The 26,473-nt window shown below is 71.9% G+C and carries 24 protein-coding genes; 8 read left to right on the forward strand and 16 right to left on the reverse strand.

The window, feature by feature from the left end; translation table 11 throughout:
- The 6 genes from E1294_RS38265 to E1294_RS38290 form a co-directional block, all read right to left on the reverse strand.
- Positions 1-673: N-acetylmannosamine-6-phosphate 2-epimerase (locus tag E1294_RS38265; protein ID WP_132515867.1), on the reverse strand; the 673-nt coding region annotated here is incomplete at its 3' end.
- A gap of 49 nt (positions 674-722) precedes the next feature.
- Positions 723-1,655 (reverse strand): ROK family protein, encoded by a 933-nt coding sequence (locus E1294_RS38270; RefSeq protein ID WP_132515868.1) that lies wholly within the window; start codon positions 1,653-1,655, stop codon positions 723-725.
- Entirely contained in the window at positions 1,652-2,368 is a 717-nt protein-coding gene (locus E1294_RS38275) for a GntR family transcriptional regulator (protein WP_132515869.1), read from the reverse strand. Before E1294_RS38275 ends, E1294_RS38270 begins: the two co-directional genes overlap by 4 nt.
- Positions 2,369-2,481: 113 nt before the next feature.
- Positions 2,482-3,813 carry a mannitol dehydrogenase family protein gene (locus tag E1294_RS38280; protein WP_246083599.1) on the reverse strand — a complete coding sequence of 444 codons (1,332 nt, stop codon included), beginning with the start codon at positions 3,811-3,813 and terminating at the stop codon, positions 2,482-2,484.
- A 28-nt stretch (positions 3,814-3,841) separates the two neighbouring features.
- Positions 3,842-4,615, reverse strand: coding sequence for a 6-phosphogluconolactonase (locus E1294_RS38285; protein ID WP_132515871.1), 774 nt, complete (start codon positions 4,613-4,615; stop codon positions 3,842-3,844).
- A complete protein-coding gene (locus tag E1294_RS38290) occupies positions 4,612-5,874 on the reverse strand; it encodes an AGE family epimerase/isomerase (protein ID WP_132515872.1) in 1,263 nt (420 codons plus the stop codon). The genes E1294_RS38285 and E1294_RS38290 overlap by 4 nt, the downstream gene beginning before the upstream one ends.
- Before the next feature lie 100 nt (positions 5,875-5,974).
- On the opposite strand from E1294_RS38290, the gene E1294_RS38295 reads away from it, so the two are divergent.
- From E1294_RS38295 to E1294_RS38320, 5 genes are all read left to right on the forward strand, one after another.
- A complete protein-coding gene (locus tag E1294_RS38295; protein WP_165977696.1) occupies positions 5,975-6,964 on the forward strand; it encodes a LacI family DNA-binding transcriptional regulator in 990 nt (329 codons plus the stop codon).
- Positions 6,965-7,151: 187 nt separating this feature from the next.
- Positions 7,152-7,904, forward strand: a complete 753-nt coding sequence (locus tag E1294_RS38305; protein WP_132515875.1) for a sugar isomerase domain-containing protein — start codon at positions 7,152-7,154, stop codon at positions 7,902-7,904.
- Positions 7,895-9,265: a neutral/alkaline non-lysosomal ceramidase N-terminal domain-containing protein gene (locus E1294_RS54940; protein ID WP_132515876.1), complete on the forward strand. Its 1,371-nt coding sequence runs from the start codon at positions 7,895-7,897 to the stop codon at positions 9,263-9,265. The genes E1294_RS38305 and E1294_RS54940 overlap by 10 nt, the downstream gene beginning before the upstream one ends.
- Positions 9,262-10,386, forward strand: coding sequence for an N-acetylglucosamine-6-phosphate deacetylase (locus E1294_RS38315; protein WP_220448161.1), 1,125 nt, complete (start codon positions 9,262-9,264; stop codon positions 10,384-10,386). The genes E1294_RS54940 and E1294_RS38315 overlap by 4 nt, the downstream gene beginning before the upstream one ends.
- 37 nt (positions 10,387-10,423) lie before the next feature.
- A complete protein-coding gene (locus E1294_RS38320) occupies positions 10,424-11,935 on the forward strand; it encodes a sodium:solute symporter family protein (protein ID WP_132515878.1) in 1,512 nt (503 codons plus the stop codon).
- Between the two features lie 85 nt (positions 11,936-12,020).
- Here E1294_RS38320 and E1294_RS38325 read toward each other — a convergent pair whose 3' ends face one another.
- The 8 genes from E1294_RS38325 to E1294_RS38360 all read right to left on the reverse strand — a co-directional run bounded on the left by E1294_RS38325 (position 12,021) and on the right by E1294_RS38360 (position 21,564).
- On the reverse strand, positions 12,021-14,378 hold the full coding sequence (locus E1294_RS38325; RefSeq protein ID WP_132515879.1) for a discoidin domain-containing protein: 2,358 nt from the start codon (positions 14,376-14,378) through the stop codon (positions 12,021-12,023).
- The gene (locus E1294_RS38330) at positions 14,368-15,429 is read right to left on the reverse strand and encodes a hypothetical protein (RefSeq protein ID WP_132515880.1); all 1,062 of its coding nucleotides are present in this window, start codon (positions 15,427-15,429) and stop codon (positions 14,368-14,370) included. Before E1294_RS38330 ends, E1294_RS38325 begins: the two co-directional genes overlap by 11 nt.
- 80 nt (positions 15,430-15,509) lie before the next feature.
- Positions 15,510-16,961, reverse strand: a complete 1,452-nt coding sequence (locus E1294_RS38335; protein ID WP_220448162.1) for an alpha-L-fucosidase — start codon at positions 16,959-16,961, stop codon at positions 15,510-15,512.
- The gene (locus E1294_RS38340) at positions 16,958-17,137 is read right to left on the reverse strand and encodes a DUF6903 family protein (protein WP_132515881.1); all 180 of its coding nucleotides are present in this window, start codon (positions 17,135-17,137) and stop codon (positions 16,958-16,960) included. The genes E1294_RS38335 and E1294_RS38340 overlap by 4 nt, the downstream gene beginning before the upstream one ends.
- 28 nt (positions 17,138-17,165) lie before the next feature.
- Positions 17,166-18,047: a carbohydrate ABC transporter permease gene (locus E1294_RS38345; protein ID WP_132515882.1), complete on the reverse strand. Its 882-nt coding sequence runs from the start codon at positions 18,045-18,047 to the stop codon at positions 17,166-17,168.
- An 11-nt stretch (positions 18,048-18,058) separates the two neighbouring features.
- Positions 18,059-18,919 (reverse strand): carbohydrate ABC transporter permease, encoded by an 861-nt coding sequence (locus E1294_RS38350; protein WP_246083598.1) that lies wholly within the window; start codon positions 18,917-18,919, stop codon positions 18,059-18,061.
- Between the two features lie 169 nt (positions 18,920-19,088).
- The gene (locus tag E1294_RS38355; protein WP_132515883.1) at positions 19,089-20,411 is read right to left on the reverse strand and encodes a carbohydrate ABC transporter substrate-binding protein; all 1,323 of its coding nucleotides are present in this window, start codon (positions 20,409-20,411) and stop codon (positions 19,089-19,091) included.
- A 136-nt stretch (positions 20,412-20,547) separates the two neighbouring features.
- Complete coding sequence (locus tag E1294_RS38360) at positions 20,548-21,564, reverse strand: LacI family DNA-binding transcriptional regulator (RefSeq protein WP_132515884.1); 1,017 nt, start codon at positions 21,562-21,564, stop codon at positions 20,548-20,550.
- Positions 21,565-21,656: 92 nt separating this feature from the next.
- Between E1294_RS38360 and E1294_RS38365 the strand changes: the two genes are divergently transcribed.
- A complete protein-coding gene (locus E1294_RS38365; protein WP_220448163.1) occupies positions 21,657-23,504 on the forward strand; it encodes a glycoside hydrolase family 35 protein in 1,848 nt (615 codons plus the stop codon).
- A gap of 106 nt (positions 23,505-23,610) precedes the next feature.
- Entirely contained in the window at positions 23,611-23,757 is a 147-nt protein-coding gene (locus E1294_RS53370) for a hypothetical protein (RefSeq protein WP_165977697.1), read from the forward strand.
- A gap of 62 nt (positions 23,758-23,819) precedes the next feature.
- On the opposite strand, the gene E1294_RS38370 is transcribed toward E1294_RS53370, so the two are convergent.
- Both E1294_RS38370 and E1294_RS38375 read right to left on the reverse strand, forming a co-directional pair.
- Positions 23,820-24,653: an ABC transporter permease gene (locus E1294_RS38370; protein WP_132515885.1), complete on the reverse strand. Its 834-nt coding sequence runs from the start codon at positions 24,651-24,653 to the stop codon at positions 23,820-23,822.
- On the reverse strand, positions 24,640-25,593 hold the full coding sequence (locus E1294_RS38375; RefSeq protein WP_132515886.1) for an ATP-binding cassette domain-containing protein: 954 nt from the start codon (positions 25,591-25,593) through the stop codon (positions 24,640-24,642). Before E1294_RS38375 ends, E1294_RS38370 begins: the two co-directional genes overlap by 14 nt.
- Positions 25,594-25,881: 288 nt before the next feature.
- On the opposite strand from E1294_RS38375, the gene E1294_RS38380 reads away from it, so the two are divergent.
- Positions 25,882-26,472 carry a dTDP-4-dehydrorhamnose 3,5-epimerase family protein gene (locus tag E1294_RS38380; RefSeq protein WP_132515887.1) on the forward strand — a complete coding sequence of 197 codons (591 nt, stop codon included), beginning with the start codon at positions 25,882-25,884 and terminating at the stop codon, positions 26,470-26,472.
- Position 26,473: the final 1 nt, after the last annotated feature.

The raw sequence follows: 26,473 nt of genomic DNA on the forward strand, positions 1-26,473 counted from the left end.
TCTCCAGACCTCGGGCGAAGCGCCGGGTGATGTCGGCGGGGCGGGTGATCGCGCCGCCGACGACGACGGCGTGCGCGCCCAGCTCGATCGCCCGGACGGCCTGGCCGGGGGTGCCGATCCTGCCCTCGGCGAAGACCGGGACGTCCAGGCTGCGCGCCAGCACGGTCACCAGCTCCAGATCCGGTTCGTCCGGAGGCGGGGAAGCGGACGTGTAGCCCGACAGGGTCGTCGACACGCAGTCAGCGCCGAGTTCGGCGGCGGCCAGGCCCTCCTCGGCGGTGGAGACGTCGGCCATGACGAGCGCCCCCGCCTGGTGGACACCGGCGATCGTCTCGGCCAGGCCCCGGCCGTCAGGACGGGTGCGGGAGGTGGCGTCGACCGCGACGATGTCCGCTCCCGCCCGCGCCACCGTCAGGGCGTGCTGGAGCGTGGGCGTGATGGAGACGTCACCGTCGCCGTCCTTCCACAGGCCGATCATCGGGACGGGCACGACGGCGCGGACGGCCTCGACGTCGGCCGGGCCGTTGATCCGCACGCCGGCCGCGCCGCCCAGGACGGCGGATCGCGCCACCGCGCTCATGAACGGCGGCCCGTGCAGCGGCTCGCCCTCGTGTGCCTGGCAGGAGACCACCAGGCCACCGCGCAGGAGGCCGAACACCTCGTTGTCGGTCATGCTTTCCCTTTCTCTCCGGCGAGCGGCCCCGCGCCCCCTGGCGCGGGCGTCATCGGCGTGCCCGTTCCGCTTCCCCGGCGGCAGAGGCGGCGCCCACCAGCACCGCGTCGTCCCCGAGACGGGCGGTGACCACGGGAACGTCCGCCAGGACGGGCAGGACGCCGGCGGCCAGCGCGGCGCGCAGCGGGGCCATGTAGAGCTCGCCGGCGGCCAGCACCCCGCCCCCGAGGATCACCACGTCCGGGTCCCAGACGTTCACGACGCCGGCCAGGGCCCTGCCCAGGGCACGACCGCCGCGCGCCAGCACGCCGGCCGCGCCCGCGTCGCCGTCCCCGGCGGCCCCCACCACCCGGCGCAGGTCAGGGCGCGTGTCAGGGTCCTGGTCACGGCGCAGGTCAGGGTCGTCCGGAAGTGGGCCGGTGAAGGCGGCCGTCATGGCGGGACCGCTGGCGACCGCCTCCACATGGCCTTCGGCGCCGCAGGAGCATGCCAGGCCCGCCGCCTCGGGGACCGGCACGTGCCCGACGTGGCCGGCGGCGCCGCGAACGCCGGTCACGACGTGGCCGTCCAGCGCGAGGGCGCCGCCGATGCCCGTGCCCACGGTGACGCCCAGGGCGGTCCGCCATGGGGAGCCCGCCAGCTCGCCGGCGAGGAACGCGTGCACGTCGTTGCGGACCAGCACGGGCAGATCCAGCTCGGCCTCCAGGGACGCGGCCAGCGGCGTGCCCGCCCAGTTGCGGATCGCGTCCGTCGCTCCGACGATCTCTCGCCCGGCCGGGTCGGCGACTCCCGCCGTGCCCACCCCGGCGCAGGTGACGCCGTCCAGGCCCAGCTCGCGAGCCAGCCGCACGACGGTCCGCACGACCGCCCGCGGTCCCCGCACGGCCGGTGTCGGAGCGTCCGCCCGGCGGCGGACGGTCCCCTCCGGCGTCACCAGCCCCGCGGCGATCTTGGTGCCGCCGATGTCGACGCCCAGCCTCACGTCCCGCGGCCCCTCGCGATCGACAGCCGGAAGTCGTAACGATCGGCGCGGTACAGGCTGATGGCCCGTTCCACCGCCCGCCCGCGTGCGTCGTGCGTCATCCGCGAGACGCGCAGCGCCGGGAAGTTGCCGGGCACGCCCAGCAGGTCGGCCTGCTCGCGGTTGACGAGCGTGGCCGAGATGGTCTGGTCGGCGTGCTCGGGCGCGGCGCCCGCCGCCTCCAGCACGTCGTACAGGCTCTCCACGTGTCCCCGCGCGGCCAGGTCCGGCACCAGGTGCTCGGGAACCCAGGCGTTCTCCAGGCACATCGGCTCGCCGTCGGCGGTGCGCAGCCGCGTGATGCGCACGACGGGCGTGCCCGGCTCGAGGAACAGGTCGCGGGCCACGTCGATCTCGGCGGGCTCGCTCTCCAGCACGAGCAGCCTGCCGCCCGGCTTCATGCGCCTGGCCCTGATGTCCTCGCTGAACGAGCTGAACGTCAGCGACTTGGTGATCTTGCCGGGGTCGGCGACGAACGTGCCCGCCCCCTGGACCCGGTAGACGCGGCCGTCACGTGCCAGGCCCTCGACGGCCTGGCGCACCGTCATGCGGCTCACGCCGTGCTGCTGCATCAGCTCGCGCTCACTCGGCAGCGGGTCGTGCGGCGCCATCCGGGCCTCGATGAGGTCGGTGAGAACGCGCCGCAGCGTTTCGTACTTGGTCTCCTGCGCCATCCCCTGACCGCTCTTCTTCGCGAGGTGGTCCGTACCACTAAGGGGGAAGTCTGGCTGTCAGGGCAAGGACATGTCAATATGACCCTTCTTGAGCCGGGAACATATCCGTACCACTAGTCGAGCGCGCGGAGGGTGGCCGGCAGGCCGCCGGCGTCGAGCCGCTCCAGGCAGTCGGTGACCAGCGCGCGGAAGACCCGGTCGCCGGGCAGATCGGCGCCGAAGATCTCCTCGATCGCCATGAGGCGGTTCACGGTCGCGGCGGCGCAGGCCGTCTCGTCGCCGCGCAGCCGGTCGGCCAGCGGGTCGGCCAGGTCGCGGGCTGTGGTGACGTACCGCATCCACCCGGCCACGGCCAGCGCGATCCACCGGGGCTCGTGACCGCCCGCCAGCCTCTCGCGGGCCGGGTCGAGCAGGCGTTGCGGCAACTTCTGCGAGCCGTCCGCCGCGATCTGCGCGACGCGGTGCCGCAGGCCGGGGTTGGCGAACCTGGCCGGCAACGAGTCCTTGTACCGCGTAAGGTCGAACCCTTCCAGCCCGTCCAGGGTGGGCGAGAGGTCGTCGTCCATCAGCCGGCGGAGGAACCGGGCGAACACGGGATCGCTCACGGCCTCGGACACGTGCGCCGCGCCCGACAGGTAAGCGATGGCCGAATGGCTGCCGTTGAGCAGGCGCAGCTTCATACGTTCGTACGGCCGGACGTCTCCCACCAGCAGCGCGCCCGCTTGTTCCCACGCGGGCCGGTCACCGGCGAAACGATCCTCGATCACCCACTGCGTGAACGGCTCGGTGACGACCGCGCCGAGGTCGGTCACGCCGAGCCTGGCGGCCATGTCGTCCAGGTCGGCCTGCGTGGTCGCGGGAACGATCCTGTCCACCATGGAGGCGGGGAACGTCACGTTCTCCGCGACCCAGGCGAGCAGCGGAGGCTCGCACAGGTCCGCCACGAGCCCGGCGAGGGTCGCGCCGTTGCCGGGAAGGTTGTCGCAGGAGATGACGGTGAGCGGGCCCGCGTCGGCGGCGGCTCGGGCGCGCAGCCCGGCGACGAGCTTCCCGATCACGCCCTGCGGATCACGGCGGTACGCCCTCTCCGTGATGGTCAGCGTGACCACCGCGGTCTCCGGGGCGCTCAGCCGTGCCGCCAGATCGTCTCCGGGGGCGAGCACTTCGCGCACGGAGCCGACCACGCGGGTCTCCTCGCCGGCGCGTACGCCGTACAGGCAGTCCTGAGGGCGGAGCCGGTCGGCCACGTCGGTGCTGCGCTGGCTGGCTCCGCAGATGCCCCAGCGGTCGTCACCGGTCGCGGCCATGGCGCGCTCGGTGTAGACCGCCTGGTGGGCGCGGTGGAAGGCGCCGATGCCCAGGTGCACGACGCCGGTCGCGCGCGGCTCCGCGAGCGGGCGCGCGGCCGGCGCGACCCTGGACAGGGTGGCCCGGCTGAGCCTCACCAAGGGTGCACGCTCCCGTCCGTGACGCTCACTGGTACGCCTCCAGATCGGCGAAGAGCGTGCAGGCCGGGTGGGTGCGCAGGACGGAGGCGGGGCAGCTCTCGCTGATCGGCCCGGCGAGCGTGGCGGCGAGCGCGGCCCTCTTGTTCGCGCCGGGCACGGTGGCGATCAGCGTGCGCCCGGCCATCAGCGTGGGAACGGTCAGTGTGATCGCCCGCTCGGGCACGTCCGCGAGCGTGGCGAAGCATCCGTCGCTGACCTGCTGCCGCCGGCAGTCCTCGTCGAGCTCGACCACCTTGACCGCGCGGGGGTCGGCGAAGTCCGCCACCGGCGGGTCGTTGAACGCCAGGTGGCCGTTGTCGCCGATGCCCAGGCAGACCAGGTCGATCGGGCCGCGGCCGAGGAGCGCGCCGTAGCGGGCGCTCTCCGCCTCCAGGTCGTCGCCGGGCTCGATCACGTGGACCGCGCCCGGCCGCACGGCCTTCCAGAGCTCGTGGTGGAGGAAGCCGCCGAACCGCTGGGGCGCGCCGGCGGGCAGGTCGATGTACTCGTCCATGTGGAAGACGGCGACTCTGGGCCAGTCGATCCCCTCGGCCGCGCGCAGCCCGGCCAGCATCTCCCGCTGCGAGGGGGCGGCCGCGAAGATCACCCTGGCCTCCCCGCGGGCGGCGAGCGCCGCGCGCAACGCCGCGGCCGCCGCCCGCGCCGCCGCCGCGCCGGACGCCGCCCGGTCGCTGAAGATCCGGACATCGAGGTGTCCGGCGACCCGTTCGATCACGGGGTCCGTGTTCGTGGCCGTCACGGCCGGCCTCCCTGGGAGCGGAGCTCGACGATCTGCATGAGGTTCCTGGAGATGTGGTACGGATCCTTGACCGGCAGGGCGACGACCTCGTCAAGGGGAGCCCCGGCCCGGTCCCTGATCTGGATCCACTCCTCGCCGTCCGCTCCGCCGGGGAACGTGCCGAGCGTGTAGTCCCAGATCCGGTCGAACCAGCCGGCCGCCTCCCGGTCTCCGTAGCGCTCGGCCGCCAGCCGGGTGGTGTAGGCGGCTTCCGTGTGCACCCACCACAGCTTGGTCGACCAGGTCCGCCTGACCAGGTCTTCGTACGGCCCCCCGGAGGGCCGCCCCGAGACGCCGACGTAGCGGAACAGCCCGCCGTGCTCGTCGTCCCACCCGGCCGCGCACAGTGCGGAGACGCTGGCGAGCAGGTCGCCGTGGTCGCCGGTCTCGCCGAGCGACTCGCTCGCCTCCAGCGCCATCCAGATCCCCTCCAGCGCGTGGCCGGGTGTGCGGTGCCTGGCCAGGATCGTGTCGCGCATGCCGGGATCGGGCACGAACGTCTCGGTGAACAGGCCGCCGTCCTCCCGGTGCGCGAGCATGGCGCGGCGCGCGGCGCGCAACTCGTCCGCGTAGGGGTTGGCCCGGTCCGCGGACGCCGCCTGGTGCGCGCGTGCCTGGTCGAGCCTGGCGTTGAGGACGATCATGCGGGCGCCGAACCCCGAGCAGCCGGGCGGCAGCGGGTACGGCGGGGTCGGGGGATCGCCGGCCTCCACGTCGTCCGCGATCCGCTGGACGATCACATCGATCGTGGGGAGGTGGGCGGGCGAGCCGGTGTATCGGGCGAGCTCGGCGAGCCCCATGGCGACGAAGGCGTCGGCGAAGACGCTGCGCTCCGCGGGCAGCGGCAGGCCCTGCTCGTCGAGCGCCGTCCCGCCCCGCTCGTCAAGGACGTAGGCGCACCGGCCGTCGGGGCCGACGGCGTGGTCGAGCAGGAAGGACGCGCCGCGTTCCGCGTGCCGTATGAGCGTGCCGGAGCCGGCGCCCAGCCCGCCCAGCGAGAGCAGGCCGCGGTCGGCGAGCCGGGCGGCGCGGGCGAGCAGCCAGACGAAACGCCCCTGCGACCAGGTGAACTTGTTGGTGGACAGCCGGCGCCGGCCGCGATTGTCGAAGCAGGTGAAGAACCCGCCGTGCTCGGTGTCGATGCCGTTCCCGAGCCAGAACGGGAGGATGACGTCTTCGAGTTGCCTGCGGGCGACCTGCTCGGGCTGCTCGGAACCCATGCCGTCCTTTCCCTGAGGAACAATGAAAGCGATTGCATTGATTCTTGCTCCGCTAGAGTACTCCGGTCAAGCGGGGCGAGCCGATGCCGAGGAGCGCGGGTTGAGCAAGCCGACGATCTACTCCATCGCCCAGCGGTGCGGCGTCTCCGCGGCGACCGTGTCGCGGGTCTTCAACCGTCCCGAGCTGGTCAGCCCGCGGGTCAGGGAGCAGGTGACGGCCGTCGCCCGGGAGCTCGGCTACCTGCCCAACCCGGCCGCGCGCGGGCTCGTCACGGGCCGGGCCGAGACGATCGGGCTGATCGTCTCCGACATCACCAACCCGTTCTTCCCGCTGCTGGTGCGCTCGATCCAGCGTACGGCGGAGCGGATGGGGAGCTCGGTCATGCTGGTCGACGCGGAGGAGAGCGCGGCGGCGGAAGTGAGACACGTCGCCCGGCTGCGCGGCAGGGTGGACGGAGTGATCGTGGCCTCGCCGCGCTCGTCGTCGGCGGCGCTGCGCGAGGCCGCGAAAGGGCTTCCCTGCGTCCTGCTCAACCGCCCGCTGCGCGACCTCTCCTCGGTGCTCTGCGACAACACCAGCGCGCTCTTCGAGGCGGGCGAGCATCTCCACAAGCACGGTCACCGCTCGTTCGCGCTGCTCGCCGGGCCGAGCGCGTCGTGGGCCGCGGCCCGGCGCTCGCAGGCGATCCGCGGATGGGCCCGGGGCCGCGGGGTCGAGCTCACGGAGCTCGGCCCGTTCCGCGCGACGTTCAAGGGCGGCAGGCAGGCGGGCGCCGCGCTGCTGGAGACCGCCGCCACCGCCGCGTTCGCCTTCGACGACCTCACCGCGTGCGGGGTGCTCGCCGAGCTGGCCGGGCGCGGCGTCGCCGTGCCCGGCGACCGCAGCGTCGTCGGCTGCGACGACGTGCTGCTCGCCAGGACCGTGACGCCGAGCCTGACCACGGTGACCGCGCCGATGGACGATCTCGGCGCCATCGCGGTCCAGGTGCTGACCAGGCAGATCGAGGCGCCGGGCGGCGCGCCGGAGCACCATAGGCTGCCCGGCGTGTTCGTCGCGCGCGACTCCACGGGGCCGCGGTCCACCTCTTGACCGGGGTTCGGTCGTAGTCTTGAATGCCTGCAATCGCTTTCATCGGTCATGAGGAGCTTGCACGGTGCGAAACGGACCGCCGAACTCACGGCCAAACGGTCGGCCAGATGGTCGGCCAGATGGTCGGCCAGATGGTCGGCCAGATGGTCGGCCAGATGGTCGGCCAGATGGTCGGCACGCGTCGCTCATGCGGGCGTACGCCGAGCAGGTCGCGGGCCTGATCGGCAGGATCGCAACCGAGGAGGCCGACGCCATCGGGGCGGCGGCGGAGCTCATCGCCGACCACATCACCGTGCGGGGCGCGGACCGGCTGATCCACGTCTACGGCCCGGGCGGGCACTCGAACCTCGCCGCGCAGGAGGTGTTCTTCCGTGCGGGCGGCCTGGTCAACGTCAGCGCGATCCTCGACGAGGGCACGCTGCTGTCCGGTGGCGCGCTCCGCTCGATGGCCATCGAGCGGACCCCCGGCTACGGCCGCGTCGTCATCGAGGACAACAGGCTCAGCGCGGGCGACCTGCTCATCCTGGTCAACGCCTACGGCATCAACGCCGCGCTCATCGACGCCGCGCTGACCGCCCGCGAGCGCGGCGTCACCGTCCTCGGCGTCTCCTCAAGGGAGCACGCCGACCAGACCGCGCCCGGCCACCCGGCCAGGCATCCGACCGGGCAGAACCTGCACGACCTCGTCGATCTGCACATCGACACGAAGGTGCCGATCGGCGACGCCGTCCTCGCGATCGAGGGGGTTCCCGAGCGGGTCGGCGCCATCTCGACGTTCGCCAACGCCTACACGCTCAACTGCGTCATGGCCGCCGCGATCGCCGAGCTGGCCGAGCGCGGCACGGTTCCGGAGATCTGGCGCAGCGGGAACGCGCCGGGCGGCGACGAGCGCAACGCGCTCTTCCTCGACCGTTTCCGCGGGCGGGTCCGATGGTTGTGAGCAGGGCGGGGGAGGGGCTGCTCGCCGGGGCCGCGGTCGCCGACATCACGCCGCCGCCCGGCGGTTCGCTCGCCGGCTACGCCGCCCGGGTCTCCGCGTCCACCGCGGTGCACGACCCGCTGCGGGCCACCGCCGTGGCGGTCTCCGACGGCACGACCACGTCCGTCGTGATCTGCGCCGATCTCATCGCACTCGACCCGGACACCACCCGGCGGATCGCCGGCGACCTGCGCGAGCGCACGGGGATCCCGGAGGAGCGGGTGGCCGTGGCGGTGACGCACACGCACGCCGGGCCCGCCGTGACCAGGGGCGGCATCGGCGGTGTCGCCGATCCTCCGTACGTCCGGCGCGCCTGCTCGCAGATGGCCGGCGCCGCGGAGGCCGCGCTCGGCGCCCTGGCTCCCGCCGTGCTCCGCAGAGGCAGCGGCACGCTCCACGGCGTCGCGCACAACCGGCGCGGCGGGACCCTCACGGACTCCGCGGTCCCCGTCGTACGGCTGGAGCGCGAGGACGGCGAGCCCATCGCCACCGTCTTCTCCTACGCCTGTCACCCGGTGACGCTCGGCCCCGACAACCTCCGGATCACCGCGGACTGGCCCGGCTACGCGCGGCGGCACGTGGAGTCCAGGACCGGCGGCGTGGCCGTGTTCCTCCAAGGATGTTGCGGCCAACTGAACACCGGGCACACCGCGCTCGACAGCCTGCGCGGCACCGAGCCACGTCCGGGCAGGACCTTCGAGGCCGCGGAACGGATCGGGACCCTGGTGGGCGAGGCCGCGCTCGGCGCCGCGACAGAACCGGTCCCAGCGCCACTCACCGGGCCACTCACCGGGCCACTCACCGGGCCACTCACCGGGCCACTCACCGGGCCACTCACCGGGCCACTCACCGGGCCATGCACTGGGCTGGGCGCTGGACTGGTGTCGGTGGCGGCCACGCGGGTCGAGCTGCCGCTCGGCGAGCCTCTCCCGCCCGATCGGCTGCGGGCGCTCGCGGCCGAACCCGGCGGCGTATGGGCGGAGTGGGCGCGCGCCCAGCTGGCCGACCCCGGGCCGGCGGCGGTCGAGGTCCAGGTCGCCGTGCACCGATGGGGCGGCATGCCGCTGGTCTTCCTGCCCGGCGAGCCCTTCGTCGAGTTCGCCGTGGAGCTGCGCGCCGCGCTCGGCGATCCCGGGCTGCTCATCGCCGGCTACACGGGCGGGGTCCCCGGCTACCTGCCCTATCCGGAGACACACTACGAAGCGGGCGGCTACGAGATCTGCGAGGCCCACCGGGCGTACGGGCTCCGCGCCGCGTTCACCCCCGAAGCCGGCCGCCTGGTCATGGCCGCCGCCAGGGCCCTGGGAGGGGAGGCACGGTGAACGTCGAAGGCAGGCTCGCGGACGGGCGTCCCGTACGCGTCGAACTGGACGGACCGCGGATCGCCGCGGTCGCCGACCTCCGTGACGCGCCCGACGCGCTCATCCTCCCGGGCCTGGTGGACATCCAGGTCAACGGGTACGGCGGGCATGACGTCAACGCCGACGACCTATCGGCCGGAGACGTGGCCGAGCTGGTCCGCGAGCTGTGGAGGCACGGCACCACGACGCTGTGCCCCACGATCATCACCGCGCCCGAAGACAAGATCATCAGGAACCTGCGCGTGATCGCGGCGGCCCGCGAGGCCGATCCGCTGGTCCGGCACGCCATACCCGCCCTGCACCTTGAGGGGCCCTGCCTGGCGGCCGAGGACGGGCCACGGGGCGCGCACGATGCCGGGCACCTGCGCGATCCCGACATCGCCGAGTTCGGGCGCTGGCAGGAGGCGAGCGGCGGGCTGGTGAGGATCGTCACGCTGGCCCCCGAGCGGGCGGGCGCCGTCCCTTACATCGCCGAGCTCTCCCGGCGGAACGTCATCGTGTCCATCGGGCACACGGCGGCCGCGCCCGCCGACATCGAGGCCGCCGTACGGGCGGGCGCGCGGCTCTCCACCCACCTCGGCAACGGCGCCCACACGATGATCCGCCGGCACCCCAACTACATCTGGGCGCAACTCGCCGAGGACCGGCTCGCCGCGACGTTCATCGCGGACGGGCACCACCTGCCGGCCGACACGCTCACCGCGATGGTGCGGGCCAAGGGGACCGCTCGCGCGCTGCTGGTCAGCGACTCCGTCGCGCTGGCCGGATGCGCTCCAGGCGACTACAGGACCCCGGTCGGCGGCCGGATCACGGTGCGCGAGGACGGCCGGGTGACGCTGCCGGGAAGCGAGCTGCTGGCCGGTTCGGGAAGCTCGCTGATCGAGTGCGTCGCCTGGGCGGTCACGCACACGGAGGTCGACCTCGGCACCGCGGTGGGCCTGGCCGCGGCGAACCCGGCCCGGCTGCTCGGAACCGGCGGCGGCCGCATCGAACCCGGCGCGCCCGCCGACCTGATCGTCACCACGTCCGACCTGTCCGTCCTGCGCACCTTCGTGAACGGCGTGCCCGTCCACAGCGCCTGAACCGCGCTCCTCCCCACCCCCCGACCTGGGAGACCACATGGGCTTTCTCGACTGGCTAGTGATCTGCGGCTACTTCGTGGTGATGATCGCGATCGGTGTCTGGGCGAAATCCCGCATCCGTGACGCCAAGGACTTCTTCACCGCCGGAGGCAGGATGCCCTGGTGGTTGTCCGGCATCTCCCACCACATGTCGGGCTACAGCTCGGCGGTGTTCGTCGGCTACGCGGCCATCGCCTACACTGCCGGGTTCACCCTGTACATCTGGTGGGCGATCGGCATCACGTTCGCGATGCTGGTCGGATCGATCCTGTTCGCGCCACGCTGGCCACGGCTGCGGCAGCGGCTCGGGATCATCTCGCCGCTGGAATATCTCGCGACCCGCTACAACGTGCCGGCGCAGCAGGTGCTCGCGTGGAGCGGCACCGCGCTGAAGGTCTTCGACGTGGGAGCCAAGTGGGCGGCGACCGCGCTGCTGCTCCAGGTGTTCGCGGGCGTGCCGATCGCCTGGGGTGTGCTGCTCACCGGCGGGGTCACGCTGATCTACTCGACGATCGGCGGGTTGTGGGCCGACGCGCTCACCGACCTGGGCCAGTTCGTCATCCAGCTCGTCGCGGGGATCACGATGTTCGTCGCGGTGCTCGCCCAGCTCGGCGGCGTGTCCGCGATCTGGACACTGTGGGACAGGCTTCCCGAAGGGCACGGCCAGCCGTTCAACGGCACGTACACCATGGGCTTCGTCCTGGTCTACCTGCTGATCAACACGCTCTCCTACAACGGCGGCACCTGGAACCTCGCCCAGCGCTTCATCGCCGCGCCGACCGGCCAGTCGGCCAGGCGCGCCGCGTTGTTCTCCGCGGGGCTCTACCTCTTCTGGCCCCTCGTGCTGTTCTTCCCGATGTGGGCCGCACCGGTCCTGCTCCCCGACCTGGCCGAGCCCGACCAGTCGTACGCGCTGCTGACCCAGCAGTTGCTGCCGGGCGGGCTCATCGGTCTCGTGCTCGCCGGGATGTTCGCGCACACGATGGCGATGACGTCCTCCGATGCCAACGCCATCTCCTCGGTGGTGATCAGGGACATCATCCCCGCGGTCTGGAAGCGGGCACACCGGCTGTCGTCCGCGTCCGAGCTGCTGGCCGGCCGGGTCTCCACGTTCCTGTTCATCGCGCTGTCGATGGGCATCGCGCTCGGCGCGGACAGCTTCGGCGGCGTGCTGGGCCTGCTCATCCTCTGGTTCGGCGCGCTGGTCGGCCCGATCGCCATCCCGATGTTGCTCGGCATGTTGCCGATGTTCCGCCGCAGCGGTCCCGCGGCCGCGATCGGCTCATGGGCGACCGGGCTCGTGGTCTTCGCGCTGCTGAAGTACGTCTTTCCGGGTCAGGGCCAGACCGTGGAGGTGGCCGCCCCGGTCCTGTCGGCGCTGGTGGTGTTCGTGCTCGTCGGCCTGGTCGCTCCCGCGCGCAACGCCGAGGCCGACGAGCTGGTCGCCTCGCTGAACGCCGAGCAGCCCGAGACCGCTTCGGCGTCGGCCGGCGAGCCGAGCAGCCGGTAGGCGAGATGGGCGTCGGCCACCCCGGGTCAGCGCCGGTAGCCGGTGGTACGGGGTGCACGCCGGGACGTCCACCCCGTACCCGCGGTCACTCGCCGGCGTGGTAGGCGGCGATCTCGGTCAGCGTCGGGCTGTACACCTCGCCCGGCAGCCGGTCGGTGAGCGACACGCGCAGCTTGGACGTGGTGATGTCGCCGAAACCGGTGACGGTCGCGTCGTGGCCGATGCCGTCGGAGCCGCGGGCGAACGTCACCCAGGCACCGGTGCCGGCGTCCCACCGTTGCAGTTCGTACGTCCGGACCCGCGGGTTGGTGCCCGAGTCGGTGTACTCGTCCAGGTACACCTCGTCGAAGGTGGTGTCCGCGCCGAAGTCGATGTCCAGTGTGACCGGGTAGGCCGCGTCGTCGGCCGCCGCCCAGCGGGTCGCCGGATCGCCGTCGGTCAGGTTCTTCGCGACGAGCGTGCCGTTCGCGCCCGGGTGGGTCGAACTGGCGGTGGCCGGCTTGCCGAGGGCGAGGTTGACGCGGTCGTCGCCGGGTTCGTCCTCGATGGGGTCGTCGTCCACCGGGTTGGTGACCTTCTTGCCCTTACGGCTCTCCGCCATGCCGATGTCGGGTGCGTCGCCGTAGTAGAGGTGGGTGCCGAGGAAGTCCTCGGTGCCCAGGTGGGGGTTGTAGCGTCCGGCGTCGATGAGGGGCGAGTCGTTGCGGAGCCTGAAGTGGGCGGCGGCCTTGCGGATGTTCTTCACGCCCGCTCCGGTGACGTAGTCGGCGGGGTCGCCCGCGAACTTCGGATCGGCGCGCAGGCCGCGCGGGTCAGCCGGTTCCTGGGGAGAATGGGTGCCGCTCGCCTCGTAGTAGTCGTTGTTGGAGAACACCGCCTGGCGCAGCGCCCCCGTGCGGCGATACCACGGTGTGGCATCCGTCTTCGAGGTGTTGTAGAAGATGTTGTTCAGGAAGTAGACGGTGCTCAGGAACGTCTCGTCGTGGAAGGAGTCGAGGTCCGCGCCGTCGTAGACGAACGTGTTGTTCGCGAAGTAGGTCGGCGAGTAGTTCGTCGACAACATGTTCTTCACGAGTACGCCGTTGTCGTTCACGCTCAGGTTGTAGCGGGCGACCGAATTCGAGCTGTTGCCCATGTACGCCATCCAGCCCGCCGCGTTGTCGTGCGAGTAGTTGAACTGGTAGGTGACGTTGAAGTTCGTGTACTCCAGGTCCCACGGGGTGCCGTCGAACTCGTTGTCAGGGCCGCCGTAGACCTCGTTGTACTGCATGACCGAGTCGGCCCCCGCCCACAGGTACAACCCGCACGACACGGCGTCATAGCGCTGGAGGAAGCCGTTGACCTCGTTGTACTCGGCCGTCAGGTTCTTGGCGTTGGCGAACTGGAAGGCGCCCTGGCCGATGCTCTCGGCGTAGTTGTGGCTGATGGAGACGTCCCGGCTGTACAGGTCACGGGTACGCACCCAGAGCTGTTCCCAGCCCTCGTGGAACTTCCCGCTCTCGTCGTACTCACCGGCGTCCCGCCCGTCGGCGGCGAACCAGTTGAACGCGAACTGCACGGCGTGCAGCTCGACCTTCTTGAAGGTGTTGTTCTCGATCCGGACGTCCTTGAAGTGGTGGCCGCCGGTGCCGTACTCCTTGTAGCTCCGGCTGCCGAAGACCTGGAAGTTCACGCCGCCGTAATGGATCTTCTGCCACGTGCTCGGGCCGTCGAGGTCGTGGACGTACACGTCGGAGACGCGGAAGTGGTCCATGACGCTGTCCGCGCCGGCCGGCAGGAGGTCGGCGTTGATGGAGACCGAGATGCCGTCGCGGACGTACGTCCCGGTGGTGATGTCGGTGGCGAAGTCGTCGTCGTTGGACAGCTCGACGTGGTCGATCTCGAAGTACTGCTGGTTGCGCAGCACGATGGCCCCGGTCAGGCCCACCGTGTCGGGGTTCTTCGTGCCGTCCGCGCGGAACGGGTTCGGCACCTTGCCGTTGGTCGCGATGTAGGGCAGGCGGGCGCTCGGGTCGCCGTACGCCGAGATGGTGATCGGCCGGTTCGCGCTGCCCGAGCCCTTCGGCCAGAGCTGCTCGTCGTGCCACTGCTCGCCGGCCTTGAGCAGGATGCGGTCGCCGGGCCCGAATGTCGTCGCGTTCGCCTTGGCCAGGCTCCGCCAGGCGGTCTTCCGGGAGGTGCCGGCGGCGTCGTCGCGGCCGTTCGTGGCGTCGATGTAGTAGTCGGTGCCGCCGGTCCGGTTGGGCTTGTTGCCGGGCAGGTCCCGGTTGGCGGCGCCGGTGTGGTCGGAGGGCCGGTCGGGGGCCGCGGCGGCGGGTGCGGCGGGGGCGAGCGAGGCCGTGACGAGTGCGGCGAGCAGGGCGGCCAGGCCCGCGCGGAACGCCCGCGCCACGGGCCGCCGCCGGCCCGGCGCGTCGGGGGGTGTGGTGCCGTCAGGTTTCACTGTGAACATCCTCTGCGTTGATGGCGTCCACCGCCGCCGTGTCGGCCGTGATGCCACGGTCGTCCACGCGGCGCTGGAGGTAGTCGCCGAACTTCTTCTCGATGAGTGACTGCCGGATCCGCCGCGCGTACTCGGCGAACGCCGCGTCCTCGTCGACGGACTTGCTGGTGAGCTCGTAGTAGGTGACCTGGCCGCCGCCCGGGACCGGGGCGGAGATCCCGCCCGGCGCGAGCTTGCCGAGCACCGCCATGAGGTCCTGCTCGTGGGCGGCCGAGCCGCCGCCCTTGTGCGTGGCTTTCGTGAGCCGGGCGCCGGGCTCCCGGCCGGCGAGGTCCGCCAGCCGGTCTGCGGCGTCCACCCGCCGCTGGAGGCCGGCCAGGTATCCGGCGGAGGCGCCGTCGGGCACCGGCACCACGAGCTTGGCGTACGCGTACGTGGTGGCGTTGGCGCTCCAGGCGTCCGGGTCGACGTCGAACGCCCGCCGGACGTCGGCGTCGGTGACCTGGAGCGGCCCGTCCGCGGCCGTGCTGAGCCGCTGTTTCAGGCGGGTCGTGAGCTCGGTGAGCCGGTGCGAGTAGTACTCGTCGGGCGAGAACTCCGTCAGGCCGTACACCACCTCGCCCCTGGTGACGGCCTCGGCGCGCCGCTCGTTCTCGGCGGCCAGTTCGGCGAGGAAATCGGCGTGGTCGACCGAATCGATCAGCCCCTGCTCCTTCGCCAGGATGAGCGCCGTCTTGTCCCGCTCGATCTCGTCGAGCGCGCGCGCCGTCAGCCGCTGGAGCGCGCTCCGGTCGCCGGCCTGCGCGTTCCAGTCGACGGCGCCCTGGAGGTGGTAGCGGTTGCGCAGCTCGTTCTGCACGCTCGGCGCCAGCCGCCGCATGTGGAAGAGCAGCTCGTCGCGGGTCACGGCGTGCCCGTCGACGGAGGCGACCTCGCCGCCGCGCTGGCTGATGACCGCGCCGGTGAGCAGCAGCGCGGCGAGTACGGCGCACACGCCGGCGAACAGGACGGCGCTCCTGCAAGACGGCCCGCGCGTGGCAACCTGCGTCAACCCGCCCCTTCTCCCGGAGCCCTTTTTCCGGGGCGGCTTCTTCGCGGAAGTCTGCATGGCATCGCCTCGATCGCGAGCTTTCATGGCGCCGCCTCGATCGCGGCCACCCGGGCGACGACGGGGGTGTCCCTGGCTCGGGAGATCTCGACCAGCACGGCGTCCACCTCGGCCGGCGGGAACGTCAGGATGCGCTGGTAGCCCACGGCGTTCGCCTCGGCGAGCGGCACCCAGCCGCCGTCCCCGCGGCCCCGGACGACGACGTGTTCGATGCGCTGCCCCTGCGCGATGTCCTCGCCCACGACGACCGCCTCGATCCGCCGGGGCCGTGCGAAGGTGAGCGTCACGCCGGGCAGGGGGTCGTCGCCGTCCGGCCGCCACGGCGTACGGCCCCGGCCTGTCCACGCCGCGGGCCACGCGGTGGCGACGTCGCCCGGGGAGCCGGACGACACCGTCGCGCCCGCCTCGGCGCGCCGCCCGCGGAAGTCGTCGATGCGCCGCCCGAGCTGCTCCAGCACCGCCACGTCGGCGTCCCTCACCTGCCCGTCACGGGCCGGCGGGACGTTGAGCAGGAAACAGGAGTTGCCGCCGACGGCGCGCAGGTAGACGTCGAACAGCGTGTCCGCGGACCGGACCGCGTCGTCCTCGGCGGGATGGTGGAACCAGCCGGGCCGGATCGAGGTGTTCACCTCGGCCGGATACCAGACCAGGTCGTCCTCGTGCCCCGCCAGCGCGGCGCGGCTGCCGAGGTCGCGGTCGTCGCTGCGGACCAGCCGGGCGAACGCGCCGTCGTCGGCCTGCTGCGAGCGGTCCGCGATCCGCTCGGCGTCCTGCAGGGCCCGCGGGACCACGCTCCACTCGTCGGGGCGGGTCGCTCCGGCCTCGTTGCCGCACCACCGCACGTCGGGCCCGCACACGCTGATGACCGCGTCGGGTTGCAGCTCGCGGACCACCGCGTAGTACCGGTCCCAGTCGTACACCTGCCGCCTGCCGTTCGGGCCCTCCCCGTTCGCGCCGTCCAGCCAGACCGTGAACAGCGGTCCGTACCGGGTGAGCAGCTCGGTGAGCTGGGCCACGTAGAAGTCGTCGTACGCGGCGCCGGAGCCGTAGGAGGCATCGGTGCGGTCCCAGGGCGACAGGTAGATCCCGAACCGCAGCCCGTGCCGCCGTGCCGCGTCCGCCACCTCCGCGACCACATCGCCCCGGCCACCACGCCACGGCGACGACGCGACGGAGTACGTCGTGACGTCGCTCGGCCACAGGCAGAAGCCGTCGTGGTGCTTGCAGGTGAGGATCACGCCGGTCATCCCCGCGGCCTTCAGCGCTGTGATCCACTGGTCGGCGTCGAGGCCGGCCGGGTCGAAGGCGGCCGGGTCGTCGTGCCCCTCGCCCCACTCCCTGTCCGTCATCGTGTTCATGCCGAAGTGGATGAAGCCGTAGAACTCCATCGCCTGCCACGCGAGCTGGCGACCGCTCGGCCGGACCCCGGCCAGCGCCCGCCCGTCCGGGACCGCCCCGGTCACCCGCGGGGTCACCGGAACCTCCGGTTGTACGAGGCGAGCACGGCCAGCAGCCCGCCCAGCGCGACGAGCATGATCGCGAGGCTGCCCCACCCGGCCGTCGCGCGGGCGACGACGACCACGGCCACGCAGATCGCCGCGGCGAGCGTCCGGGCGGTGACGAGCAGCACGCTGCGCGTCGATTCCTTCATGAGGGTTCCTCTCTCCGGGTAGCGCCGGTCAGCCCTTCACACCGCCGGACGCCATGCCTTCGATGAGCCGGCGCTGGATGAGCGCGTAGAAGATGAGGACGGGGACGATGACGATGACCATGCCGGCGTACAGGCGCCCGTAGTCGGCTGCCGCCTTCTGCGCGGTCATCAGGTTGAGCAGCCCGACCTGCAGCGTCTTGCCCTCACCTGGAAGCAGGGTGAGCGCGATGATGTAGTCGTTCCAGTAGGCCAGGAAGTTGAACAGCAGCACGGTGGTGAGCGCGGGCCGCGCCATCGGCAACATGACCCGGGTCATGATCTGGAAGCGGGAGGCCCCGTCCAGGGCCGCGGCTTCTTCGAAGTCGACGGGGATCGACCGGAAGTACGCGGTGAGCAGGTAGATGGTGAACGGGATCGAGGTGGCCGCGTAGACGAGCGAGAGGACCGCGGGGTTGTCGATGAAGAAGCCGCCGGGGAACACGTCGACGAGCGCGCGATCCCAGCCGACGAGCATGAGGAAGATCGGCACGACGATGTAGTTGACGTTGACGAACAACCCGGCCAGCAGCGCGACCTCGACGAGGCCGCGGCCGCGGAACTCGTACCTCGCGACGACGTAGGCCGCGGGCACCGACACCGCCACGACGAACACCAGCCCGAGCACCGTGACCAGCACCGAGGTGAGGAAATACTGTCCCATGCGCGCGGTGACGAACGCGTCGACGTAGTTCTGCAGGTGCAGGCCCTCCGGCAACACCCAGGGGCTGCCGTAGAACTCGCCCTTCTGCTTGAGCGAGGCGAACAGCACCCACGCCACGGGCACCGCGATGGCCAGGGCGATCGCTGTGACGAGGACGTAGGTCAGCGCCCTGCCGGTCCTCGGCCGTGGGGCGCTTCTGATCGTGGTCATGGTGGGGGTCCTCAGAACTGGAGGGGCTCGCGCCGTGTCGCCCGGCTCACCAGCAGCGACACGAGGAACGAGAACGCGAAGATGACGACGCCGATGGCCATGCCGTAGCCGTACGACGAGTTCGTGTAGGCCTGCTTGTACATGTAGCTCAGCAGGACCTCCGACGAGCCGTCGGGTCCGCCGCCGGTCATCGCGCGGACGAGCACGAAGCTGAGGTTGACCGCGCTCATGACGAAGAAGGTCAGCGTCGTGCGGAGGTTCTGCCAGATGAGCGGCAGCGTGATGGCGAAGAACTGCCGTCCCGGGGACGCGCCGTCGAGCGCGGACGCCTCGTACACGTCCTCGGGGATGCTCGCCATGCCGGACATGTAGAGGACCATGTAGTAGCCGAGCGACTGCCAGACCATCGCGACCGCCACGGACCAGAGCACGAGGTCCTGGTCGCCGAGCCAGACCTGGCGCAGCCCGTCGAGCGACAGTGCCCGCAGCGTGCCGTTGATCAGGCCGTTCTCCTGGTCGAAGACGGCGGAGAAGATCGCCGCGATGACGACCACGGACAGCACGCTCGGGACATAGAGGACGAACCGGTAGAGTGTCCGGCCCCGCAGCCGCTGCCGGGTCATGATCGCCGCCAGGAACAGGCCCAGGCCCATCGTCGCCACGGTCACGACGACGAGGAGCGCGACGGTGTTCTGGAACGCGCGGACGAACTGCGTGTCGTCGAGGAGGGCGGTGAAGTTGTCGAGCCCCACGAAACGCATGTCGGGGGAGAAGCCGCTCCAGGTGTAGAACGACATCCGGAACACGTTCGCGGTCGGAACGATCATGAACAGCGCGAAGAGCACGAGTGCGGGCAGGAGGCAGGCCAGCACGAAGAGGCCATTGCCGCGCCGGCGGGGCGCGGATCCAGCTCCGCCGCGCCGGCGGGGCGCGGATCCAGCTCCGCCGCGCCGGCGGGGCGCGGATCCGGCTCCGCCGCGCGGCCCGGTGTCAGCGCGCGGCAGGGCGCCCGTTGGGGTGCGCGGTGGGTTGCCCGGCACGTCAGCTACCCGCCTGGCGCAGTTTCTCGCTGGCCTCGTTGAGTGCGGCCTGCCACTGGTCCAGGGTCTTGTCGCCGCTGATGATGCTGTTGGCGGTGTCGAAGAGCGTGGCCTTGATGTCGACGCCCTTGACGGGCGCGGTGCTCGCGAACCCGCCGACGAGCGCGGCGACCGACGGGTCGTCGTAGACCTTGTAGAACTCGGCGTTCTCCTCCGGCAGGCTGCCGGCGATGCCCTCGATCGGCTGGATCGCGTTGGACGCGGCGAAGATCTTCGCCGCCTCGTCGGAGTAGAGGTAGGCCACGAAGTCCTTCGCCGCGTCCTTGTTCTTGGCGGCGGCGGGGACCCAGACCGACTCGACCGACGTCGTGATGTAGCGTTTGCCGCCCTCGGTGACCGCGGGCAGCGGAGTCAGGCCCCACGCGAAGCCGTCGGCGCGCGGGGCGTCCGCCATCTCGCCGACGATCCACGTCCCGTTCGGCATGAACAGTGCCTTGTCGTCGAGCACCGCCTGCTGGTTCTTGGTGAAGTCCTGCTCGTTGGCGTAGCCGACCGTGGTCGGCGCGGCGTACTTCAACAGCCGGGCCGTGAGGTCGAGCGCCTGCCGGGCCTGCGGCGTCTGCCACACGCCCTGCTTGTACGTCATGACGTCGGTGTAGAACTGCTCACCGCCGACGTCGGCGAGCAGGGAGAAGAAGTAGGAGTCGAGGTAGCCGGCGGTCGGATAGGTGAACAGCGCGATGCCGTCCTTCTTGGCCGTCTCGCCGAGCTCGAACATCTCGTCCCAGGTGGCCGGGACCTTCCAGCCCTTCTTGTCGAACAGGCCCTTGTTGTAGAACAGGCCGGTCGGCGCGTAGTACATCGGCATCGTGTACGTCTTGCCGTCGCCGTAGGGGTTGGTGTTGAGGTTGCCGACGATGCCCTCGATGAGCTTGTCGCCGACGGTCTTGTCCTCGCCGGGAACCTTCGCCTGCAGCACGGGCGTGAGGTCCTCCAGCGCCTTGTCCTTGATGAGGGTCTCGGTGAGCGCGGCCTTGCGGCCCTGGCCGAGCACCACGACGTCGGGGAACCGCCCCGCCTTCATGTTGGGGGTGATCTCGTCCTCGATGCTCTTCGAGATCTGTAGCTGCACGTCGACGTCGGGATGCGCGGTCTCGTACGCCTGGATGACCTTGGTGTACATGTCGCGCCCGTAGCCGCCTTCGAGGGCGGCGACGCTGAGGGTCGTCTTGCCGGAGTCCTGGCCGTCCCCCTCGGCCGCGCAGCCGGTGAGCAGTCCGAGCGCCGTGATAGCGGCACCGGCGAGGACGAGTGATCTCCTCATGGTTCTGGGATCCTTCCGTGAACGGCTGCCCACCTGAGGGGGCGGAGGAACGAGTCCGGGATCCGGACGTTGTTACAGTGGCATCGATAACATGGCGGACGCAAGAGGGTACTTCCTGGAACGGCCGGCATGGGGCTCAGGGAGAACGCGGCGGCGCCGTGGACGCGCGCACCGAGAGAGACGCGGTGACGAGCGTCTCCCCGGCGTCGGCCTGCCGCAGCAGCAGGGCGACGGCCGCCGCGCCCGAGCGGTAGAAGTCCTGGCGGACGGTGGTCAGCGGCGGGGCGCAGTAGGCCGCCAGCTCGATGTCGTCGACGCTGACGATGGACACGTCCGCGGGCACCGACCTGCCGCCCTCGCGCAGGGCGCGGATCACCCCGAAGGCCATCTCGTCGCTGGCGGCGAAGACGGCGGTCACGTCGGGGATCATCGCGAGGACCTGCCCCTGGCGGTAGCCCGAGTCGGGCGACCAGTCGCCCTCCAGCGGGGGCGGCGCCTGGATCCCCGCCGCGGCCAGGCACTCCTGCCAGCCCTGCCGCCGCTGGCGGGCCTCGATCCACTCGTCGGGCCCCGAGACGTGCCACACCTGGCGGTGCCCGAGGTCGAGCAGGTGCCGCGTGGCGATGCGGCCCGCCTCCTTCTGGTCGATCCCGAGCACCCGGGCGCTCGCGGTGCGGGAGCCGTCGAGGGTGACGGTGGGGATGTCGCGGGTGATGTCCTCCATCTTCTGCGTCACGGAGATCAGCGGCACGGCGATGACGATGCCCTCCACGCCCTGGTCGGCGAGCTTGGACAGGGAGCGCTCCATCAGGCCGGTGTCGAGCCTGGCGATGGTCGCGATGCTCACCGCGTAGCCCGCCTCGCCCGCGGCCGCCTCGACGCCCGCGGTCACCGCCGAGCGCGAGTAGTAGCCGCCCGACTGCAGCACCACGAGCCCGATGGTGTGGCTGCGCCCGGAGGAGAGCACTCTGGCCGCGTTGTTGAAGCGGTAGCCCAGCTGCTCGACCGCGGCGAGCACACGCTTCTTGGTCTCCGGGTTGACGTTGGGCGAGTCGCGGAGCGTGCGGGAGACGGTCTGCGCCGACACCCCGGCCGTCCTGGCCACGTCAGTCATGCTCGGCTGCCTCGCGGGCCGCTCGGTGGCTCCGGTCATGGCGCTCCTCTCTCGCGGCCTGCCCGCGGCGTCGTCAGGTTGATCCTACCGCGGTTGTTACATATGGCATCGATAACATAGGCTCTCGCCCAGTGATCGAGCTCCCAGCGCCGGATGCCTCCCCGGACCAGACGACGACCACAGCCGACGCGCCGGCCGGCGCCGCCACGAGCGCGCTCACCTGGCGCGGGCGCCGCCTGCACCGGCACGGCGTCCCCCACCGCATGGTGTCGGGAGGGTTGCACTACTTCCGCGTCCACCCCGGCCTCTGGCGTGACCGGATCCGCCGCCTCGCCGACCTCGGGCTCAACACGGTCGACACCTACGTCGCGTGGAACTTCCACCAGCCCCGCGAGGACGCCGAGCCGCTCTTCGACGGCTGGCGGGACGTCGAGCGGTTCATCCGCATGGTGGGGGAGGAGGGCCTCGACGTCGTCGTCCGGCCCGGGCCATACATCTGCGCGGAGTGGTCGAACGGCGGCCTGCCGAGCTGGCTCACCGCCCGGAACGTCGCGCTCCGCAGCTCCGACCCCGCGTTCACGGACGCGGTCGGCCGCTGGTTCGACGAGCTGATCCCGCGCATCGCCGCGCTCCAGGCATCCGAGGGAGGGCCGGTCGTGGCGGTGCAGGTGGAGAACGAGTTCGGCAGCTACGGCGACGACCAGGCATACCTGCGCTGGAACCGCGAGGCGCTGACCACCCGCGGCATTACGGAGCTGCTGTTCACCGCCGACGGCCCCACCGACCTGATGCAGGACGGCGGCACCCTGCCCGGCACCCTGGCCGCCGTCACCCTGGGCTCCAAGCCCGGCGCCGCCCGGCGCCTCCTCGCGGCGCGGCGGCCGGACGAGCCGTTCGTCGTCGCCGAGTTCTGGAACGGCTGGTTCGACCATTGGGGAGAGCGGCACCACGTCCGCGGCGCGGACAGCGCGGTGCGCGTCCTCGAAGGGATCATCGCCGACGGCGGCAGCGTGAGCGTCTACATGGCCCACGGCGGCACCAACTTCGGGCTCTGGGCGGGCGCCAACGAGGAGGGCGGCCGGTTGCAGCCCACCGTGACCAGCTACGACTCCGACGCGCCCGTCGCCGAGGACGGCACGCTCACGCCCAAGTTCTTCGCCCTGCGCGAGGCGCTCGGCGCGCGCGGCCCGGTGCGGACACCCGAACGGATGCCGACGTTGCCGCCGGCCCGCGTCCCCCTCGTGCACCGGGCCGACCTTCTTCCCGGGCTCGGCGCCGTACCCGCGCCCACCTCGACCGGCCCGCGCCCGGCCTCGTTCGAGCGGCTCGGGCTCGACGCGGGGATGGTCCTGCACACCGCGCATCCGCGCGTCCCCGCGGGCGAGCACCGGCTCGTCCTCACCGACGTACGCGACCGGGCCCTGGTCTTCTGCGACGGCACGTTCCTCGGCGAGGCAGGCCCCGATCGCCAGGAGCTGCCGCTACGCGGAACGGGCGCCGTCGTACGCCTGGAGGTCCTGGTCGAGAGCCTCGGCCGGGTGAACTACGGGCCGGGTCTCGGCCGGCACAAGGGCCTGATCGGGCCGGTGCTCGTCGACCGGCGGATGATCCAGGGCTGGGGCAGCACACCGATCGCCCTGCAGGAGTGGACCGACGCGGAGACGGCCCGAGCGCTCGCCGCCGGCCCCGCGACCACGCGCACCGGGTTCGCGGCCACGACCGTGCGGATCACCACGCCCGCCGACACCTTCCTGGCGCTGCCGGGATCGGGCCGCGGCCTCGTCTGGGTCAACGGCTTCCTGCTCGGCCGCTACTGGGAGATCGGGCCGCAGGTCACGTTGTACTGCCCGGCGCCGCTGCTCCGCGCGGGCGAGAACACCGTGACGGTCCTGGAACTGGAGAGGCTCGGCGCGGCCCTGGAGCTCCGGGACCGTCCCGAGCTGGGGCCGGTGGAGGAGTACGTCGAGGAGTTCGGCTGACCCCGCCCCCCGGGTCATCGCGGCGACGGGAACCGGCCGCCGGTCTCTGCCGGACGGGCTGACATCGGGGCGCGTGACGCGAGAAGACCGGGGTAGGGACAGGCACATGGCACTCATGGATCGGGTACGCGCGTACATGCGCAGCCCCAAAGGCAGGCAGAACGTCGAGAAGGCCAAGCGGATGGCCCGTGACCCCCGCACGCAGCAGAAGGTACGGCGCTTCCTGGACCGGTTCAGGACACGGCGGCACTGATCCCTGAGCCGGCTCAGGGCAGGGCGGCACGGCGTACCCCGCGCCCGGAACGTGCGGCGGGGTCATCCGCGACGGGCCGAGCGGCGGAAGGCGAGCAAGGACAGCGGGACGAAGACCGCGACCACCGCCAGCGACCAGATCACGGCGGCGGCGATGGGATGCTCCAGCGGCAGCCGGTCCGGGGCGGCCATCCCGAGCGGGTTGCCGAACAGGCTCCTGGCCGCGGTGACGACGGCGCTCACGGGGTTCCACGCCGCCACGGTCTGAAGCCAGCCCGGCATCGAGGAGATCGGGACGAACCCGTTCGAGACGAAGCCCAGCGGCAGCACCCACAGCAGCCCGGCGGTTCCGGCCACCTCAGGGCTGCGCACCGACAGGCCGATGGCGATGCCCACCCACGTCATCGCGTACGCGAACAGCAGCAGCACCCCCAGCCCGGCCGCCGTGGACAGCAGGCCCGTGTGCGACCGCCAGCCCACCAGCAGGCCCACCACCGCCAGCACCCCGGTCACCAGGACGGCCCGCACCAACTCGGCGTTGGCGCGTCCGATGAGCACCGCCACGTGGGCCATCGGCAGGGCGCGGAACCGGTCGATGACCCCTCTGCTCATGTCCACGGCCAGGCTCGTGCCGGTGCCGACGCCCATGAACGCCAGGGTGTGAGCGAAGACCGCCACGACGACGTACTCCGTGAACGGCCCGCCGCCGGGCAGCGGGATCGCGCCGCCGAAGACGTAGCTGAACAGCAGCACGAAGATGATCGGCTGGGCCAGGTTGTAGGCCAGCTCGTCGGGGACGCGGCCCATGCGCAGCAGCCCGCGCTTGGTCATCACGGCGCAGTCGCGCAGCGCCAGGGCGAGGTTCGAGGGCGCGGCGCCCGGGTCAGTCATGGCCATGCTCGTCCGCCTTCCTGGTCAGGGCGAAGAAGACGTCGTCCAGCGTGGGCCGGCGGACGGTGAGGTCGGCGACCTCGACGCCGCAGGCATCCAGCTCCCTGATCACGTCCGCCATCCGGCCGGCGCCGCCCGGCAGCACCGCCGTCACACTCAGGGTGTCCTCGTCGGCCTGCGGCTCGGGGAGGCCGGCCGCGGCCAGCGCGGCCAGCGCGGGAGCCAGATCGGTGGCGTAGCGCACCGCCACGTCGAGGTGATCGCCGCCGACCTGGTCCTTCAGCTCGGACGGCTTGCCCGTCGCGATCTCCCGCCCGTGGTCGATGACCACGATGAGGTCGGCGAACTGGTCGGCCTCCTCCAGGTACTGGGTGGTGACCAGCGCGGTCGTGCCCTCCTTGACCAGGTCACCGAGCGCCCGCCACACCTCTGCCCTGCCGCGGGGGTCGAGACCGGTCGTGGGCTCGTCGAGGAACAACACGCGGGGATGGGCCATCAGCGCCACCCCCAGGTCAAGGCGGCGGCGCATGCCGCCCGAGTATGTGCGTACCGGGCGGTCGGCGGCGCGGGTGAGGTCGAAGCGTTCGATCAGCTCCTCGCCCCTGGCCCGGGCCGCCGCCGGGCCCATGCGGGCCAGCAGGCCGAAGATGTTGAGGTTCTCCCTGGCCGTCAGGTACTCGTCGACGGCCGCGTACTGTCCCGCCAGCCCGACGACCCTGCGGACGGCCTGCGCCTCGCGAACGACGTCGAAGCCGCACACGCGGGCGTGCCCGCTGTCCGGGCGCAGCAGCGTCGCCAGGATGCGCACCAGCGTGGACTTGCCCGCCCCGTTGGGACCCAGCAGGCCGAGCACCTGCCCTTCCGGGGCGTGCAGATCGAGACCGTCGAGGGCGCGGACCGAGCCGTACTGCTTCACCAGCCCTTCCGCCTGGATGCCGCCGTTCATGGCGCGCTCCGCGCGGGGGCCGGGCATCTGAGAGCGTTCATGCGCGCCAGCCTGGCGCGGACCGCTCGAGCCCGGGTGGTGCGCGCCGCTCGCGGACGGGCGCGCGGCTCGACCGAGCGTCCAGGCGGTCTCCAAGCGGCGCTGCCACGGTGGGCCGCCGGAACTGGATCCCGGAACCGGGCCCCGGGACTCTACCGCGGGACCGGGCCCGGGGACTCAAACGGGACCGGACTCCGGGACCGGTCAGGAAGCACCTCGTGAACACGATCGAGTCTGGATGGTGACGCCGTGAGCACGTTAGTCAAACCGTTGCGGATCGAAGGGGCCTTCCTCGTCGAGCCGGAGATCTTCCCCGACGATCGCGGGCACTTCGCCGAGCTGTTCCAGCAGCGCGCCATCGAAGGGCCGACCGGCGGCCGGATGCCGGTGGCCCAGGTCAACTGCTCCGTCTCCCGGCGCGGGACGATCAGGGGCGTGCACTCCTGCGCGACGCCGCCCGGCCAGGCCAGGTACGTCACCTGCGTGAGCGGGGCCATCCTGGACGTCATCGTGGACATCCGCCCCGGGTCCCCCACGTTCGGGGAGCACGTGGCGGTGCCGCTGGACGAATACTCCCGGCACGCGGTCCACCTCGCCGAGGGGCTGGGGCACGCGTTCGCGCCGATCAGCGATCAGGCCACCGTGGTCTACCTGTGCTCCACCGCCTACAACCCGGCGCTGGAGATCGGCGTCAACCCGCTGGACCCGGAGCTCGCGCTGCCATGGGCGGTCTCGCCGCGGATCCTGTCGGACAAGGACGCCAAGGCGCCGACGTTGCGCGAGGCCGAGGCCGCCGGGCTGCTCCAGGCCTACGCGGGCAGCGCGCCGGCCGGCGTGTGAC

Source organism: Nonomuraea diastatica (assembly GCF_004349015.1).
GTDB lineage: Bacteria > Actinomycetota > Actinomycetes > Streptosporangiales > Streptosporangiaceae > Nonomuraea > Nonomuraea diastatica.

Bases quoted from the DNA above. Each gene is read 5' to 3' on its own strand.
- E1294_RS38355 (WP_132515883.1), bottom strand. From the start codon at position 20,411: ATGAGGAGATCACTCGTCCTCGCCGGTGCCGCTATCACGGCGCTCGGA.
- E1294_RS38320 (WP_132515878.1), top strand. From the start codon at position 10,424: ATGGGCTTTCTCGACTGGCTAGTGATCTGCGGCTACTTCGTGGTGATG.
- E1294_RS53370 (WP_165977697.1), top strand. From the start codon at position 23,611: ATGGCACTCATGGATCGGGTACGCGCGTACATGCGCAGCCCCAAAGGC.
- E1294_RS38345 (WP_132515882.1), bottom strand. From the start codon at position 18,047: ATGACCACGATCAGAAGCGCCCCACGGCCGAGGACCGGCAGGGCGCTG.
- E1294_RS38340 (WP_132515881.1), bottom strand. From the start codon at position 17,137: ATGAAGGAATCGACGCGCAGCGTGCTGCTCGTCACCGCCCGGACGCTC.
- E1294_RS38275 (WP_132515869.1), bottom strand. From the start codon at position 2,368: ATGGCGCAGGAGACCAAGTACGAAACGCTGCGGCGCGTTCTCACCGAC.
- E1294_RS38290 (WP_132515872.1), bottom strand. From the start codon at position 5,874: ATGGGTTCCGAGCAGCCCGAGCAGGTCGCCCGCAGGCAACTCGAAGAC.
- E1294_RS38375 (WP_132515886.1), bottom strand. From the start codon at position 25,593: ATGAACGGCGGCATCCAGGCGGAAGGGCTGGTGAAGCAGTACGGCTCG.
- E1294_RS38305 (WP_132515875.1), top strand. From the start codon at position 7,152: ATGCGGGCGTACGCCGAGCAGGTCGCGGGCCTGATCGGCAGGATCGCA.
- E1294_RS38360 (WP_132515884.1), bottom strand. From the start codon at position 21,564: ATGACCGGAGCCACCGAGCGGCCCGCGAGGCAGCCGAGCATGACTGAC.
- E1294_RS38370 (WP_132515885.1), bottom strand. From the start codon at position 24,653: ATGGCCATGACTGACCCGGGCGCCGCGCCCTCGAACCTCGCCCTGGCG.
- E1294_RS54940 (WP_132515876.1), top strand. From the start codon at position 7,895: ATGGTTGTGAGCAGGGCGGGGGAGGGGCTGCTCGCCGGGGCCGCGGTC.